General features: G+C 66.6%; 13 protein-coding genes and 1 pseudogene. 11 read left to right on the top strand and 3 right to left on the bottom strand.

Annotation, left to right across the window (positions count from 1 at the left end):
• Positions 1 to 90 precede the first annotated feature (90 nt).
• Complete coding sequence (locus NV2_RS27195; RefSeq protein WP_307613582.1) at positions 91 to 2403, top strand: MMPL family transporter; 2313 nt, start codon at positions 91 to 93, stop codon at positions 2401 to 2403.
• Between the two features lie 34 nt (positions 2404 to 2437).
• Here the strand turns inward: NV2_RS27195 and NV2_RS33065 are convergent.
• Positions 2438 to 2824 (bottom strand): annotated as a pseudogene (locus NV2_RS33065) (terpene synthase family protein); the annotation flags it as partial.
• 365 nt (positions 2825 to 3189) lie between these two features.
• Positions 3190 to 4221 carry a hypothetical protein gene (locus NV2_RS27185; RefSeq protein WP_067880568.1) on the bottom strand — a complete coding sequence of 344 codons (1032 nt, stop codon included), beginning with the start codon at positions 4219 to 4221 and terminating at the stop codon, positions 3190 to 3192.
• A gap of 612 nt (positions 4222 to 4833) precedes the next feature.
• Between NV2_RS27185 and NV2_RS27180 the strand changes: the two genes are divergently transcribed.
• The 10 genes from NV2_RS27180 to NV2_RS27135 all read left to right on the top strand — a co-directional run bounded on the left by NV2_RS27180 (position 4834) and on the right by NV2_RS27135 (position 14307).
• Positions 4834 to 5691: an MlaE family ABC transporter permease gene (locus tag NV2_RS27180; RefSeq protein ID WP_067880566.1), complete on the top strand. Its 858-nt coding sequence runs from the start codon at positions 4834 to 4836 to the stop codon at positions 5689 to 5691.
• Positions 5691 to 6554, top strand: coding sequence for an ABC transporter permease (locus NV2_RS27175; protein ID WP_067880563.1), 864 nt, complete (start codon positions 5691 to 5693; stop codon positions 6552 to 6554). The genes NV2_RS27180 and NV2_RS27175 overlap by 1 nt, the downstream gene beginning before the upstream one ends.
• 4 nt (positions 6555 to 6558) lie before the next feature.
• Entirely contained in the window at positions 6559 to 7611 is a 1053-nt protein-coding gene (locus tag NV2_RS27170) for an MlaD family protein (protein WP_067880561.1), read from the top strand.
• Positions 7611 to 8618, top strand: coding sequence for an MlaD family protein (locus NV2_RS27165; protein WP_067880558.1), 1008 nt, complete (start codon positions 7611 to 7613; stop codon positions 8616 to 8618). The genes NV2_RS27170 and NV2_RS27165 overlap by 1 nt, the downstream gene beginning before the upstream one ends.
• Positions 8606 to 9643 carry an MlaD family protein gene (locus NV2_RS27160; protein ID WP_067880555.1) on the top strand — a complete coding sequence of 346 codons (1038 nt, stop codon included), beginning with the start codon at positions 8606 to 8608 and terminating at the stop codon, positions 9641 to 9643. The genes NV2_RS27165 and NV2_RS27160 overlap by 13 nt, the downstream gene beginning before the upstream one ends.
• Positions 9643 to 10743, top strand: a complete 1101-nt coding sequence (locus NV2_RS27155) for an MlaD family protein (protein ID WP_067880674.1) — start codon at positions 9643 to 9645, stop codon at positions 10741 to 10743. The genes NV2_RS27160 and NV2_RS27155 overlap by 1 nt, the downstream gene beginning before the upstream one ends.
• Positions 10740 to 11837: an MlaD family protein gene (locus tag NV2_RS27150; protein ID WP_084475561.1), complete on the top strand. Its 1098-nt coding sequence runs from the start codon at positions 10740 to 10742 to the stop codon at positions 11835 to 11837. Before NV2_RS27155 ends, NV2_RS27150 begins: the two co-directional genes overlap by 4 nt.
• Positions 11834 to 12790: an MlaD family protein gene (locus NV2_RS27145; protein WP_067880551.1), complete on the top strand. Its 957-nt coding sequence runs from the start codon at positions 11834 to 11836 to the stop codon at positions 12788 to 12790. Before NV2_RS27150 ends, NV2_RS27145 begins: the two co-directional genes overlap by 4 nt.
• A 34-nt stretch (positions 12791 to 12824) precedes the next feature.
• On the top strand, positions 12825 to 13445 hold the full coding sequence (locus NV2_RS27140) for a hypothetical protein (RefSeq protein ID WP_245662796.1): 621 nt from the start codon (positions 12825 to 12827) through the stop codon (positions 13443 to 13445).
• Between the two features lie 67 nt (positions 13446 to 13512).
• Positions 13513 to 14307, top strand: coding sequence for an acyl-CoA thioesterase domain-containing protein (locus NV2_RS27135; protein WP_067880548.1), 795 nt, complete (start codon positions 13513 to 13515; stop codon positions 14305 to 14307).
• Positions 14308 to 14393: 86 nt separating this feature from the next.
• On the opposite strand, the gene NV2_RS27130 is transcribed toward NV2_RS27135, so the two are convergent.
• Positions 14394 to 15350 carry an acyl-ACP desaturase gene (locus NV2_RS27130; protein ID WP_067880545.1) on the bottom strand — a complete coding sequence of 319 codons (957 nt, stop codon included), beginning with the start codon at positions 15348 to 15350 and terminating at the stop codon, positions 14394 to 14396.
• Positions 15351 to 15659: the final 309 nt, after the last annotated feature.

Below are 15659 nucleotides of genomic sequence, written 5' to 3'. Positions count from 1 at the left end.
ATTTATGATCGTCCTTCAATTTCGGGCACCGGGCCCCGTCGCCGCCGTCACGGTCATATATTTCCCGGTCGAGTATTTCGAGGTTCGGAGTTGGGAGGCACCATTTTCGCGCTGTCGGGCCGATGGGCCGATGTAGTGCTGCGCGGCCGATTCGTGGTCATCGGCGTCATGGTGGCCGGCCTGCTCGCTCTCGGCGGGTACGGGCTGGGACTGGGTGAGCAGCTGAGTTCGTCCGGCTGGGACGATCCGTCCTCGCAGTCGGTGCGCGCCGCGCAGGTTCGGCAGCAAGTCTTCGGCCGCGATCACAGCGCCGATGTGTTGCTGCTCTATCACGCTCCGCCCGGTACGAGTCTCGATGATCCGGACTTCGCCGATCCGATCGTGGCCGCGCTCGACACGCTGCCGCAGCGTTTTCCCGGGCACATCGACCGGGTCAACGGCGCCTACTGGCCGACGACGACGGGCATGGCGCTACCGGAACTGTTCGGCTCCGACGACGGCCGGCATGCCTTCGCGTCGATCGCGATCCACGGTGCCGATGCCACCGAGCAGGCGCGTAACTATCGCGCCGTGGCCGAGGCCGACGGATTCGATGTTCCCGGTGTGGATATGGAGATCGCGGGCGGCCAGGCCGTCGCGGGGGCCCTGAACGACACCATGGTCCATGATCAGCAGCGGATGGAGCTGTTCGCGATCCCCGCGGTGGCGGTGCTGTTGTTCTTCCTGTTCGGGGGTGCGGTGGCGGCCTCGCTGCCGCTGCTCGTGGGCGGGCTCACCGTGGGCGGTGCCTGGGGCATCATTCGCCTGCTCACCACCGTCACCGAGGTGAATTCCTTCGTCTCCCCGGTGGTTTCGATGATCGGCCTCGGCCTCGCGATCGATTACGGGTTGTTCGTACTGGGCCGTTTCCGCGACGAGCTCGCCGCCGGACGCGAGGTGCACGATGCGGTGCGGCATGCGCTGGGCAGCGCGGGTCGTACCGTCGCGTTCTCCGCCACGATCGTCGTCGTCGCGGCGGCCGTGATACTCGTTTTCCCGCAGGGCTTTCTGCGCTCGTTCGCCTACGGTGCGGTCATCACCGTGTCGTTGGCCGCGTTCACCTCGGTCACCCTGCTGCCGGCCGTCCTGGCGGTGCTCGGACCTCGGGTGGACAGCTTCGGGGTGCGCTGGTTTCGCCGGACCAGTCCGCCGGATCGGGTGCCGGACACCGTCTGGGGTCGAGTCGCGGCCCGCGTCGTGCGCCGGCCGCTGGTGGTGACCGTGACCGTCGGCATCGGACTGCTGGTGCTGGTCGCGCCGATCCGCGGACTCGCCTTCGGCGGGATCAACGAGCGTTTCCTGCCGGCGGAGCATCCGGCGCGGCTGGCGCAGCATCATTTCGACGAGATCTTCCCGCTACGGCAGATCGATCCGATCGACCTGGTACTGATCACCTACGACTCGAGCAGCAGAGGTTCGGTGCTGGCCGAGGCTTCCCGGACTCCGGGGCTGGCCGCACCGTTCGCGCAGTGGATGCAACGCCCGGCGCAGTCCAGTGTGTTCACCACACAGACCGTGCTCGCGCCCGGCGCCGACCGCAATGCCACCATCGAACACTTGCGTTCGATGCCACTGCCGCCGGGCAGCACCCTGCTGGTCGGTGGTCAGCCGGCCGTCGAGAAGGACAGCATCGACGCTCTGGTGCACCGCATGCCGCTGGTGATCGCTCTGGTCTTCCTGGCCACCGGTCTGCTGATGGCGATCAGCTTCCGGTCCCTGATCCTGCCGCTGCAGGCCGCGGCGCTGAATCTGCTCGGACTGGGCGCGACGATCGGGATTCTCACCTGGATCTTCATCGACGGGCACGGCGCCGCACTGCTCGGCTTCACCCCGCAGCCCATCATGGCGCTGGTCCTGGTGGTGATCGTGTCGGTGATCTACGGGTTGTCCACCGATTACGAGATATTTCTGCTGTCCCGCATGGTGGAGGCGCGCGCGGCGGGCGCCTCCACCACCGAAGCGATCCGGTCCGGTGTCGCGCACACCGGCCGCATCATCACCGCCGCCGCGCTGATCCTGCTGGTCGTCACCGGCGCCTTCGCGCTGTCGGATCTGGTGATGATGCAGTACATCGCCGTCGGCATGGTCGCGGCACTGCTGATCGACGCCACGATCGTGCGGGTACTACTGGTGCCCGCGACCATGCAGTTACTCGGTGACGCGTGCTGGTGGTTCCCGGGCCGAGCTAAGCGGTCGGAGAGGCCGGCACGTGCGCCAACTCGTCCAGCAACGGCAGGGCCCCCGGATACCGCTGAGCACTCAGCCGGCGGATCGCTCGCAGATTGCCGGCCAGGACCGCCCGCAGCACCGCCAGATAGTCCTGCACGGGCGGTATCGGCCACGTCGCCGCCACGTTCGCGGTAGCCGTCTCGAACGCGCGCACCGATTCCCGGTAGGCGGGGACGGCGGCATCGATGCCGGCCTGCAGGCTACCGAGGTCACGCGCGTAGTGCAGCACGCTGTTGAGGGCTACCGGGTCGTCCGGATCCGGCTCGGACTCCTTGAGATAGGAGGCGATGTCGTTGCCGCGCGCTACCGCCTCCGACACCAGTTCGAGAACCCGCTCGGCACGCACCGCCGCCTCGGCACCGGCCGACAACTGCAGGCCGCGGGCCACCCGATGGCACCACACATACGGTGCGACCGCGATGGTGTGGCGGCGGATCGACCAGTGTTCGGCCCATCCGATGGTGTCCGGATCGGCCCGGCGTTCCCGCAACCTGCCCTCGAGGGTGTCGAGGACGGCGGCCTCGAAACCGGCGGGCGACCGTCCGCGTTCCCGCATGGTCGTGGTGATCGAGCGGTAGCAGGACAGTAGTTCGCCGTCGTCGGCCACCTCACCGGTGCGCAGGTAGCGTTCGAGCCCGTTCAGGTCCGGCGCGCCGTCGTAGGCATCGTCGGCGAGCAGGGTGACCGCCACGTACTGCGCTCCGAGCAGATACTCGTCGGGAGTGGCATCGGCTGGGGCGCAATACAGTTCATAGGTACTGGCCACGTATGCATCCATCGCGTGCCGGGTGGCGCCACGGGCACAGGTGCAGTACCGCAACAACCAGTCGAGGATCTGTTCGGCAAGTTCCTCGTGGTGTCGCCCCGGCAGGAAATGGGCGCGGAAGGGTGCCAGCGCGTCCGTGAGGTGTGGGCTGTCGGTCATGCGAGCGCTCCGGCCGCGAAGACGGCGGTCAGTGTCGATGAACCCCAGTACAGCGGTAGCCGGCCCATCCGGAAGTACGCGCTCGCCGGCCAGCTGCCGGATCCGTCCTGCTGGGCGACCAGCACATCGCGTCGCCACCGCTGATGTGCGTCGCCGCCCAGATTGTCGACCGCCAGGATCGTCAACGCCAGATCCAGCGCGGGTACCTGTTCCGGGGCGTCGCTTGCCGACAGGGCACGGGCCAGTTCAGCACCACATTCCGCCGCGATGTCGTCGAAGGACGCGCACAGCCGCGACATCGCATGCAGAAATGGTTCCGGGCGCGGATAGTAGCGGGTACCGCCGCGATAGCGACCGGAACGCAGGTGGTCGGCGACGTATCCGGTGGTTGCCGCTACCACGCCGTCCGGGTCCGGTAGCCCGTGTGTGACAGCATGTTTCAGTACATAGAGCGCGTTGGCGCAGGCCACTGCGTCGTAGGTGGGCCCACGGCGCAGCTTTCCCGGTTCGGCCCGGTCCTGCCAGTAGACCATGACCACCCCGGGCTCGTCGGCCGGGCCGGTTGCCGGCGTCGCCGAGGCCAGCAGTTCGCGGCCGAACTCCACCAGTTCACCGGTCGAGATCAGGCCGCGGTCGTAGAGGGCACCCACCGCCATCCCGGTGCAGTCGCTGTCGGCCGGAAAACCGTTGGCGTCAAAGAAGAATCCGAAACGATTGGCCTCGTCCCGCCCCGACTTGACCACCTCGCCCAGTTGCGCGCCGAGGCTCCGATCGGCGGTGTCACCGTCGGGGAGGTGGGCCAACGCCAGGCTGGCGGTGAATCTTTCGTCGCCGAGATCGAATCCGATGTCCCGGCCGAACTCACGCAGCAGCACCTGCCGCCCTTCGGTGGCCGGACGAGCCGCGTCCATGGCGGCCGAGACCGACACCAGCGTTCTCGGCAGACCCCGCTCGTCCCACTGTGAATGAAGAAAATCCTGTGCTCGCGCCGCCGCGAGCCGCCCGTAGTCGATATCCGGTGCAGCCATCGTCTCCCTGCCCAACCCTTGCTCTGCACATCCGGGAGCGCCACCACCACGTGGAAGTTCGAACCCCTGCAATGTCTCTCGCGTAGCCACCGATGCGCTGCGCTCGCGAACAGCCCCTCACACCGATGGCGATATGTCACATTAGCAACGAAACGTACGTTCCCTCAAGGATTCTCGTTTTCACTGAAACGGCTCAGCACACCATCGGCAACCCTGTTCCGCGGCTGCCGCCCGGCCGGTAAGGGAGGTCCGGCCGATGCCGGCTACCACCGTGCGGCAGCCCCGCCCAAGGCCCTGCCGCGTCGAGCCGGCAATCGGGGGAACAGCGATGCCCAAGACCCGGCACGGCGTTCCCCGACAGCACCGGCGGCACATGTGCGGGCACCCTGCATCACATCCGTAGATCAGACTGCCCACCTACCCACTCGGAGCCGAAAATACGCAGAACGGGCAGCGGAAATCTTTCCTGATAAAACCGTCGATTTCCGGGTCCTACATCGGTCGACGCTGTTATGTTCACCCGTCGGGTCAGGTATCTGGATAAGTGTCTGGAATGTGGTCCAGATCATATGGTAGTTTCCCGGCAGTGCGTCGGCGAATACGGGAGGTTCGATGTCGACCGCAGAACTCGACATACACCCGACTGCGCCGCAACCCACGGCGAGTGCGGCCTTGCGCCGCAACTTCTCCGAGACGGTGCTGTCCAGCCTCGCCACCCTCGGCCGCGCGTTACGCATGGGCGTACAGGCCGCGCGGATCGGCGTCACCGATGTGGTCCGGATGCGTTTTCGCGTGCACGAAACACTCACCCAGGCGTGGTTTCTCATCAAGGTCACCGCGATTCCGAGCGTCCTGATGGCTATTCCGTTCGGCGTTATCGTCTCCACACAGGTCGGGAATATCGTGTCCCAGCTGGGTGCCGATTCGATGATCGGCGCCGCCGGTGGCCTCGGCGTGATCAAACAGGGTGCGCCGCTGGCGACGGCGATGATGCTGGGCGGTGCCGGTTCGGCGGCCATCGCCTCCGACCTCGGCGCGCAGACCGTGCGCGAAGAGGTCGACGCCATGCGCGTGATGGGCATCGACCCGGTGCAGCGCCTGGTGGTGCCGCGGATCGCCGCCATGATGCTGGTCGCCCCGCTGCTCAACATCCTGATCATCGCGGTGGGCATCACTTCCGGTTTCGCCGTCGCGGTCGCCGCACTGGACGTCACTCCCGGAAGCTACTGGCAATCCTTCGGCGCATTCACCACCTCGCTGGATGTGTGGGTCTCGCTGATCAAGGCGTTGATCTTCGGCTTCCTGGTAGTCGTGATCGCCTGCCAGCGCGGACTCGAAGCACACGGCGGTCCCCGCGGCGTCGCCGACGGTGTGAACGCCGCGGTGGTCATGTCGATCGCCGCGGTCACCGTCCTCAATACCGCGATCACACAGGTGGTCACCATGTTCTTCCCGGTGAGGATGGCCTGATGACCGCGACTCCGTATGCTCCGTTCGGTCTGCGCTGGGCCAGTCGTTACCGGCACCGCATCCACCCGATGCGCCCCGTCGAATCGATCGGCTTCGTCCTCGGCTTCGGCTGGCAGGTGCTCTCATCGGTGCCCTATACCCTCGTGCACTACCGCCGCCAGACCCTCGCGGTGATCACCGATATGACCTGGGGTCGCGGGTCGGTCATCATCGGCGGCGGCGTGGTGCCGCTGATGCTGCTGATGGGTGCCGCCATGGGCGCCTCCATCGGTATCGAGGCCTACAGTGCGCTCAATCTACTGTCACTGGGCCAGCTCAGTGGGCTGATTTCCGCATTCGGTGTCACCCGGGAGCTCGCCCCCATCGCCGCCGGGGTCGGATTCGCGGCCCAAGCCGGCTGCCGGATGACCGCCGAAATCGGTTCGATGCGCATCTCCGAGGAGATCGACGCGCTCGAATCGCTCGGTGTGCGGTCGGTGCCGTTCGTGGTGACCACCCGCGTTGTCGCCGGAATCATCGCGGTGGCACCGGCTTTCGTGGTGGCACTGATCCTCAGCTATGTGTCCTGCGAGTTGATCGTCACCGCGATCCACGGCACCCCCGCCGGCACCTACGACCACTACTTCGACCAGTTCGTGGTCGGCTGGGACGTGATCGCCGCGACCGTGAAGGTGATGGTGTTCGCACTCGCCGTGGTCCTGATCCACTGTTACCAGGGGTTTTTCGCCACCGGCGGCCCCGAGGGCGTGGGCACCGCCTCCGGGCGTGCCGTACGCGCCAGCCTCGTGTCGATCATCGCGCTCGACATGGTCACCACCATCGTCCTCTGGGGATTCCAATCCCCCATCACGTTCACCGGGTGATGCCATGCCTGCTTATGCCCTGCCCGGAACCGAAGTCGGGCCCCGCCGCGCACGCCTGCTCGGCATCGGTGCCCTCGTTCTCGCGGTGCTGATCGTCGGCGTGTGGCAGATGCTGCCCGAGCAGCGCCCCGACGACGAAATCCGGGTCACGCTGATGACGACCCGGATCGGCGCCGGTGTCGGTCCCGGCACCGATGTCCGGCTCGACGGGGTCCGGGTCGGCCGGGTAGACACCGTGGCAGCCGCCGGCCCCGGGCAGCAGCGGATCGGCGTGGAACTGTTGCGCTCACAGCTGTTCGGCCTGACCGATGCGCTCACCCTCGATTACGCGCCGGACAATCTGTTCGGAATTACGGCCCTGCAACTGAATTCGGGCACGGGCGGGACCGCACTGGACGACGGATCGATCGTGGATCTCAGCGACCGCGACGACGTGCGCGACGCCACCCTCACCGCCATACTCGAATCGACCGGACAGCTCACCGGCGACGTGCTGACCCCGAAGCTCACCCAACTGCTGCGCACGGTGTCGCACGATGTACGCGCCTTCACCCCGCTGATGCAGGCCATCGGAACCACCGTGCGCTCCTACACCGAGACCAGGCAGTTGCCGCCGTCGTATCTGCTGAGCCAGTTCGGATCGGCGCTCGACGGTGTGCCGGCATTCCTCACCGGAGCTGCCGTGCTGCTCGAATCCGATCTGAACAACCAGAAGTTGCAGACCCCGGAGGACATCGCGCTGTTCACCAACATGTTCGGGAAGGTGCAGACCGATCTGCTACCGACCGCGACCCGCACGCTCTACACCGCGGCCCGGCACTTCGGCGGCTTCATGCCCATCGCGTCCGCGATCCTCGATCAGGTGACCGCATCGGCCGGCACGACGCCCCGATCACATGACGAGCTGCGCGAACTGCTCACCCGGCTCGGCGCCGCCTTCCATGATTCGCCCTCGGGTCCGGTCCTGAACGCACAACTGGACCTGGCGATGGTGCCCGGTCTGGCGGCGCCGCTGTCGGCACTGCTGAACCAGCAGCCCGGACCGGGAGGGCGCTGATGTCGACCCGGAAGTTGCTGCTGCGCGTCGCCGTGTCGGTGGTGGTCATGGCCGTGGTGCTGGTCGGGGTCTTCCGCCTGATCCAACGCCCAGTCGCGGAGCACACCGATACCTATACCGCGGTGTTCACCGATGCCAACGGCCTGCGTCCCGGCGACGACGTACGCCTGTACGGCGTGCAGGTCGGGAAGGTCGGTGACGTCGAGCTCGACCGCGACGCCCACGCCCGGGTGCACTTCACCGTCGCCCGGGGCCACGATCTGTTCACCGAGACGAAGGTCGCCGTCCGCTATCAGAACCTCACCGGGTTCCGGTACCTCGATATCCAACAGCCCGAGCAGCCGGGACAGCCGCGGAAACCGGCGGCGGTCTTCGACACCGCGCACACCGTTCCGGCCTTCGACATCACCACGCTGTTCAACGGATTACAGCCGGTACTGAAGGAGATGTCGCCCGAGGATCTGAACCGCTTCGCCTCCAGCCTGCTCGCGGTGATCCAGGGCGACGGCAACGGGATAGGCCCCGCCCTGAGTGCCATCGACACCCTGAGCCGGTACGCCTCCGATCGGCAGCAGGTGCTGTCGATCCTGGTCCGCAATTTCGCGCAGGTGTCGCAGCACATGGCCGGCAGATCGGGAAATGCGATGGCGCTGATGAAGGGTCTGACCGATCTGTTCGTCACCATCACCGACCAGCTGCCCGGACTGATCCAGTTCGGACTGGAGATTCCCCCGATGTTGCGACCGCTGCTGGACATCATGAAGGTCCTGGGCGTGACCGGTGACCGCGGTAAGGACCTCGACGCCCTGCTGCATCAGGCGCTGCCGGATCCGCATCAGGCGGTGGCGGTGCTGGGCAGGCTGCCCGGCCTGGTTCAGACCATGGCCGCCACCGTGCCACCGACCGGTCCGGAAGCAGCGATGACGTGTTCGCACGGCGTCGCGGTCGCTCCCGAGCCGCTGAGCATACTCGTTGCCGGACAGAGGATTACGCTATGTCATCGGTGAATTCGCGGTGGGCGCGGCGGCGTCCGGGCCGGGTACGCACCCTGGTCGCCGCCACGACCGACCGCGGCCGGGAGCTGCGCTGGGGTATCGCGGGAATAGTCGTCGTGCTGATCCTGGTGGCCGCGGTCGGTGTGATCAACCTGGTGGGCACCACCTCGCACCGCACCTATACCGCCGAGCTCGGTGAGGCCGTCGCGGTCCGCACCGGCGACGATGTGCGGGTCGCGGGAATTCCGGTCGGCAAGGTCGAGTCCCTGGACCTGCTCCCCGACCGGGTCCGGATGACGTTCACCGTGGAAGACGGTGTGTTCCTGGGTAATCAGACCACCCTGGCGGTACGCATGCTCACCCTGGTCGGCGGCTACTACGTGGCCGTCGAACCGGCGGGCACCGCACCGCTGGGCGAGACCGCGATCCCGCCGCAGCGAGTCATCCTGCCCTACAGTCTCACCCAGACCTTCGAGGACGCGATCGCCCCGGTGCGGCAGACCGACGGTGAGACGATCCGCCGCAATCTCGCGGTGCTGTCGACGTCGATCGACAAGAGTCCGGACTCGGTGCGCAACGCGGTGACAGCTGTCGGCGACATCGTGTCGATCATGGACAAACAGAACGCCGACATCTCCCACACACTGTCGCTGTCCGACGAATACCTTTCGGCCCTGAACCAGAACTCCGATGTGGCTGCCCAGCTGATGAACACCTTCGGCACCCTGGAGATCCTGGTCAAGAACAATCGCGATTCGCTCGATTGGGCACTGCACGGTTTGGCGAAGCTGGTTCACCAGTTCACGCCCCTCGGACGGATCTGGGACGACTCACTGAAGGCACAGGCCCAACCGCTGATCGACGCGATCCCGAAACTCCAGGAACTGGGCACCCGGATGAACGGACTGCTCGAGTCGGTGCGCGGCTTCGAACAGCGCCTCACGCCGTTCGTGGCGCCCGGCGGCAGGATCACGGTCGATCAGTCGGCCGCCACGATTTCCGGATTCTGCGTCCCGGTCCCGGGTGGAGGGTGCTGATGCTGGTCAAAGTTCTGGGCTCGCGCGGGCTGATGTCGGCCGCGGTGATCCTGGTCCTGGTCCTGGCCGCGGGGCTCGGACTGAAGATCTCGAAAGATGAACCGGACGTCCGCACGTATTGCGCCGATATGCCCGACAGCATCGGCCTGTACACCGACAGCGCGGTCACCGTGATGGGAGTGAAGGTCGGTTCGGTCACCGATATCGAGCCGCGCGGTGGCACCGCACGCGTCCACTTCACGGTGCGCGCGGACCGTAAACTGCCGCCGGATGTCGGCGCGGTGACGGTGAGCAATGCCATTGTGGCCGACCGGAATCTGGCACTGGTCGGCGCCGAGCCCACCGGAAGAGCCTGGGATCCGGGCACCTGCATCACCAAAACCCTGACTCCCAAGAGCCTGTCGCAGACCTTCGACGCCCTCGCCGGCCTGGCCGATCAGCTCAACGCCGCCGACGACCCCACGCAACGCGCCGCCCTCGGCAACGGCATCGACGCACTCGACCGCGCCACCGCCGGTTCCGGAGAGCAGATCAATGCGGTGATCCAACAGCTCAGCAGCGCCTTGAACTCGCCCGACGCGGCGATCGGTCACCTCGGCAGTCTGCTCGACAATCTCACCGAGCTCGCGCACCGCGCCCGCAACGGCTGGTCGGATCTACACACCTCGGTGATCGGTCTGACCCAGCTCTTCTCCGACATCAACACCCTGGCCTTCCCACCCATCATCGAGTTGGTGACCGCACTCATCGACGTGCTGCCGCAGCTCAACGAGGTGATCATGAAGCTGGGCTCCCCCGCGCTGCGATCACTGGAATCGATTCCTAATCTGCCGCAACTGATCTCGGCCGGCGTCGGTTCGCTCGCCGAGATCATCCGGATGGCCCCGGGCATCACGAGTGCGTTCGCCGGAGCCATCGACCCCGCCGACGGTAGGGCCACCATCGGCTACGCCCCACCGAAACTCGCACTGCCACCCCAGCAGAGCGATCAGATCTGCGCGGCACTGCGCGCCGTCGGCCAGGACTGCCGGCCCGCGGCCGGCGGCACGGTCACGGTTCCCGCACTTCCGGCCCTTCTCGCGGCGGTGAGTACACCATGAAACGAACTCCACAGCTGCTGCGCCGCATCGGTTTCAGCGCGCTGGCAGCCACCGCCATCACCGTCGCGAGCACCGGATGCGACGTGCAACCGGCCGATATTCCGATCCCGGGCACCGGCGTGGGCGGCCCGACCTATCATCTGCGCATCCAGTTCGCCGATGTGCTCAATCTGCCGCAGGGCGCCAAAGTGGTCGCCGACGGCGTCAGAATCGGGCAGCTGACCGGTGTCACGCTGGTCGATCCGGTCGCCGCCACGGCGACCGCCCCCGCCCGCCAAGGGTATGTGATCGCCGACGTCGAGATCCGGGACTCGGTCCGGCTGCCGGTCGGCACGACGGCCGAACTCCGGCAGGCGACCCCGCTCGGTGATGTGCACATCGCGCTCACCGAACCACCGACAACCGATGCGGCCCCGATTCCGCCGGATGCCACCATTCCACTCGCCGACACCCACCAGTCGCCACCGATCGAGGACATCCTGGCCGAGCTCGCCACCTTCGTGGGCAGCGGTGCGGTGCACGATATCCAGGACATCGTCCGGACGATGAACGGGGTGATGCCCGACGATCCCCGCGAGACGGCACGCATCGCCGACACGCTCGGCTCGGATCTGGGGGATCTTGCCGCCCATACCGATTCGATCCACGACATCGTGAGTGGTATTCAGGCCACCGTCGACGAGGGGATGCTGAACAATCTCGAGACGTGGGTGCCGCTGCTGACGCCCGACGGTGTCAAGCGCACCACCGATGTGATGCGCGCCGAAACCGGCGTCATCTTCGTCCTCACCACCCTCGGCCCGTTCGCCCCGTCCACCGCCTGGCTGGGGCCGATGCTCGACTCGGCCGACTCGACCCTGCGCGCGGTGGTGCCGATGTTGTTCGGCAGCCATCCGCTCGACACCTCCGAACCGTCGAATCTGTCGGCGCTGCTCGACCTGCTGCAGAACAAGATCATCCCGTTCGCCGAGCGCGGCCCGAAGGTGAATCTCGTCGGCGTCGACGTCACCACCCCGGACGGCCCCCGGCTGAGCACCGGAGAGCAGACCGACCGCATCATCGACACCCTGCGAATGATCGGAGCGGTCCGATGAGAACACGCGCGACGATATCCTTGCTGGCCATCGCGGTGGTGCTCGTCTTCGGCATCGTCTACATGACCGTGGGAGTACTGCACTACGACCCTCGCAAGTCGTATCTCACCGCCGAACTCCACCTCCGCAATTCCGGTGGGCTGGCATCGAATTCGCCCGTGCTGCTGGACGGGGTCGCGGTCGGCAAGGCGGAGTCGGTCACCAAACAGGCCTCCGGGGTGCTGGTGCGGCTGCGGATCGATACCCGATACCACATCCCGGTCGCCAGCGACGTGCGTATCGAGCAGCTCTCGGCACTCGGCGAGCCGTACATCGCGTTCGCCCCCACTGCCGCGGGCGGACCGTATGTCCGTGACGGGCAGACCATTTCGACCGACCGCGTCCGGATGCCGATGACGGTCACCGCCTTGTCGTCGCGGGTGGTCCAGCTGCTCGACCAGATCCATCCGGAAGCCGTCGCCAACCTGGTCGGCACCTTCGACACCGCACTGGCCGGGACCGACGACGCGATGGCGACGCTGCGGCGGTCGTCGGATCTGCTGGCGGCCACCCTGCTGAGCCGCACCGGCGCCATCCGCCAACTGCTCGGCGATATGCAGGCCATGGGCGGCGATATGGCCTGGCTGGGGCCCTCACTGTCCACCGCGGGCCCCGAACTCGGCCTGTTCGGCACCTCACTGACCCAGATCGTGGAATCGGGATCCGTCCTGACCCACAAACAACCGGTGTCGAACTACTTCACCGGTGACGGGCTCAACCCCTTCCTCGGCCGGCTGACCGAATTCCTGGACCGGATCGGCCCCGAGCTCTCCCCACTCGCACCGATGCTGCAGCCCGTGGTGACCGATGCGGTCAGCCGGGCCCCGCAGCTCGACATCGGTGCATTGATCGGTCAGGCCCTGCACGGGGTCGACCCGGAGGGAACGCTGCATTTCCGGATCAACGTCAAATAACGCACCACCAGCACGACCGGCAGGAGGACCGAATATGGGCACAGCGGTAGCGGACACGGCAACCGGGACCGAACAGGGAACGACCGAGACCAAGCAGTCGGAGACCGGGAAGACTCCCCCGGGGCGCCGCCAGCTCACCCTCGCCGTCCGCCTGTCGACAGTGCTCACCGCGGTGGCGATCGTGGCATTGCTGACGGCCACCATCGTCTTCGGTTTCCTGTACTTCTCGGTGCGATCCACCCTGGCCGACCGCGATGCCGCGGCCGCCGGCAACACCCACGCCGAGCAGGTCGCCACCGATTACGCCGTGGGCGCCTCGACGATCGACTTCCACGACGTCAAGGGGTGGATCAAGCGGCTGCAGCACGGCACCAGCCCGCAGCTCTCGGCCAAATTCGAGTCCACCGCACCACAACTCGAGCAGATCCTGTTGCCGCTGCAGTGGACCTCGAAGGCCACCCCGCTGTCCGCGGTGGTCACCTCCGAATCGGGTGGCATCTACAAGGTGGACGCCTACCTGAACATGAATTCGACCAGTGCGCAGACCCCGGACGGTGCCCAGACCACCGTGACCTACTCGCTGACCATCGACAGCAATTCCGGCTGGACGATCACCGACGTCGGCGGCCTGCAGAACGCACTGGCGCCCAAGTGAGTCTCGCAGTCCGGATATCGGACGAGCCGGATCCAGCGCCCCGGAACCGATAGGACACTATGTCTTCATGACAGATATGCCCGCCATGTTCACGCTCGACGACGAGGGACGCTACCTGCCGCAACGGTGGGCGTACGGCCGCTGGGGTGCGGATATGCTCAACGGCCCCGCCATCTGCGGCGCCGCGGCTCGCTCGCTCGAGCGGGCGCACGGGATGTCCGAGTTCGTCCCCGCACGGTTCACGATCGATCTGTTCAAGGCGGCCAAGGGACAGCCGCTCGAAGTCCACACCGAAGTCGTCCGGGCGGGGCGGCGCATCCACATCTCGGCGGCCAGTATTCGCCAGGGCGAGGTCGAGGTCGCTCAGGCCCGGCTGGTGCAATTGCGCACGACCGAACCGCCACGCGGTACCGAATGGCATTCCGAGCATCCGTTCGATCCGCCCGCCGACCCCGGCCTGAATTGGTGGTATCGCAGCGACAACGACTGGACCACCTCGATGAAAGACCACCAGAACACCGGCCGTAAAAGCCTGTGGGCGGTTCCGCTGAGCGCGGTCGACGGCGAGGAACGCAGCCCCTTCGTGCAGGCGGTCATCGCCGCCGAATCGACCAGCCTGGTCACCAACTGGGGGTCGGAGGGCATCGGCTACATCAACGGCGATCTCACCGTCGCGCTCGACCGTCTGCCGGTCGGCGACCGGATCGGCCTGCATGCCGAAACCCACCTCACCGACCACGGGATCTCCGTCGGCACTGCGACACTGTTCGATTCACGCGGCCCGATCGGCACCGGCATGGTGACCGCTGTCGGCAATGCCGCGGCGCAGATCGACTTCTCGAACAGCCGGACTCCGCGCTGAGTCCCGGTACGGACCGCTGAGGCGGGCACCGCTCCCCCACGAGCGGCGCGCCGACCGGCCCGGTGGATCCGGGCCGGGCCCTCGTCCTACACCCGGGCCGGGTCCTTGCCTTCGGCCTTGGCCGCCTCCCGCGCCAGGAGCCGCGCCCGCTGCTCCTCGAAACGCACTACGTCACGGCGGAGTTTGTCCATGTATTCGCCCAGTTCCTCCCGGGCACGCTCGCCGCGGGCGGTGAAGTCGGTGCGGTCGAACACATTCCAGCTGCGCAGTGTGGGGTTCAGGACCTCGTCCTGATGCTGGACCAGGTCGTAGATGCCGTGCTTGACCATCAGCACACCGTTACGCCGCCAGTTCGGCATACCGCTGCCGGGCATGGCGAAACTCTTGATGATCTTGGTGACCGATTCCATGGTCTGATCCGGGGCGATATCGAACGCCGCCGCCGCGACCGACCGGTAGAAGATCATGTGCAGGTTCTCGTCCGCCGCGATCCGCGCCAGCATGCGGTCGGCTACAGGGTCACCGCACACCCTGCCGGTGGCGCGGTGGCTGATCCGGGTCGCCAGCTCCTGGATGGTCACGTAGATCACCTGGTCGAGCACGCCGGCGAAATCGTCCGGCGCGTGCACCCCACGGGTCATGTGCACCATCCGGTCCTGTTCGAGCGCTACCGGATCCACGCCGCGGGTCACGACGAGGTAATCGCGCATCGCGATACCGTGCCGGTTCTCCTCGGCAGTCCAGCGGCCCACCCAAGTGCCCCAGGCGCCGTCACGGGAGAAGTGCTCGGAAATGGTGCGGTGATAGGAGGGCAGATTGTCCTCGGTGAGCAGGTTGGTGATCATGGCGACCTTGGCCACCTGCGACAGTCGCGACTGCTCCGGATCCCAGTCGACCCCACCCAGAGCGGCGAAGTTACGCCCCTCGTCCCACGGCACGTAGTCGTGCGGATGCCACTCCTTGGCGGTGGCCAGATGCCGGTCCAGGTTGCTCGCGACCACCGGCTCGAGTTCGGTGAGCAACTGCAACTGCGTCAAATCCATTGGAAAGCAATCCCTTTCGATTCAGGTATCCATCGTTTCGCGGTACACGAGCGTGATTCGAGTGCAGTGTCGCACGGCTTCGAGTGCAGTGTTGCGCGGCGCTACGCTACCCGCTGGGGGACCGTTACCAGGTGGTATCGGCAGATGTGTTGTCGAACGGGCACGATACCCCGAATCAGGCGATCCGCGGGGGCGAATTTCGCCTTCGGATAGTTCGACTTACAACTATATTGACCGGAGCCCTATTCACTTGTCGCCCGGGAGATTGTCTTGGCTTCCACACGATCCGCCGGTCCCCGGCTCCGGGTC

This window comes from Nocardia vermiculata NBRC 100427, assembly GCF_001613265.1.
In the GTDB taxonomy this organism is placed as follows: domain Bacteria; phylum Actinomycetota; class Actinomycetes; order Mycobacteriales; family Mycobacteriaceae; genus Nocardia; species Nocardia vermiculata.
This window is presented reverse-complemented; position numbering and strand designations above follow the sequence as displayed.

Coding starts and splice junctions, on each gene's coding strand:
- NV2_RS27150 (WP_084475561.1), top strand. CDS start 10,740: ATGAAACGAACTCCACAGCTGCTGCGCCGCATCGGTTTCAGCGCGCTG.
- NV2_RS27130 (WP_067880545.1), bottom strand. CDS start 15,350: ATGGATTTGACGCAGTTGCAGTTGCTCACCGAACTCGAGCCGGTGGTC.
- NV2_RS27140 (WP_245662796.1), top strand. CDS start 12,825: ATGGGCACAGCGGTAGCGGACACGGCAACCGGGACCGAACAGGGAACG.
- NV2_RS27160 (WP_067880555.1), top strand. CDS start 8,606: ATGTCATCGGTGAATTCGCGGTGGGCGCGGCGGCGTCCGGGCCGGGTA.
- NV2_RS27135 (WP_067880548.1), top strand. CDS start 13,513: ATGACAGATATGCCCGCCATGTTCACGCTCGACGACGAGGGACGCTAC.
- NV2_RS27145 (WP_067880551.1), top strand. CDS start 11,834: ATGAGAACACGCGCGACGATATCCTTGCTGGCCATCGCGGTGGTGCTC.
- NV2_RS27180 (WP_067880566.1), top strand. CDS start 4,834: ATGTCGACCGCAGAACTCGACATACACCCGACTGCGCCGCAACCCACG.
- NV2_RS27155 (WP_067880674.1), top strand. CDS start 9,643: ATGCTGGTCAAAGTTCTGGGCTCGCGCGGGCTGATGTCGGCCGCGGTG.
- NV2_RS27170 (WP_067880561.1), top strand. CDS start 6,559: ATGCCTGCTTATGCCCTGCCCGGAACCGAAGTCGGGCCCCGCCGCGCA.
- NV2_RS27165 (WP_067880558.1), top strand. CDS start 7,611: ATGTCGACCCGGAAGTTGCTGCTGCGCGTCGCCGTGTCGGTGGTGGTC.
- NV2_RS27185 (WP_067880568.1), bottom strand. CDS start 4,221: ATGGCTGCACCGGATATCGACTACGGGCGGCTCGCGGCGGCGCGAGCA.
- NV2_RS27175 (WP_067880563.1), top strand. CDS start 5,691: ATGACCGCGACTCCGTATGCTCCGTTCGGTCTGCGCTGGGCCAGTCGT.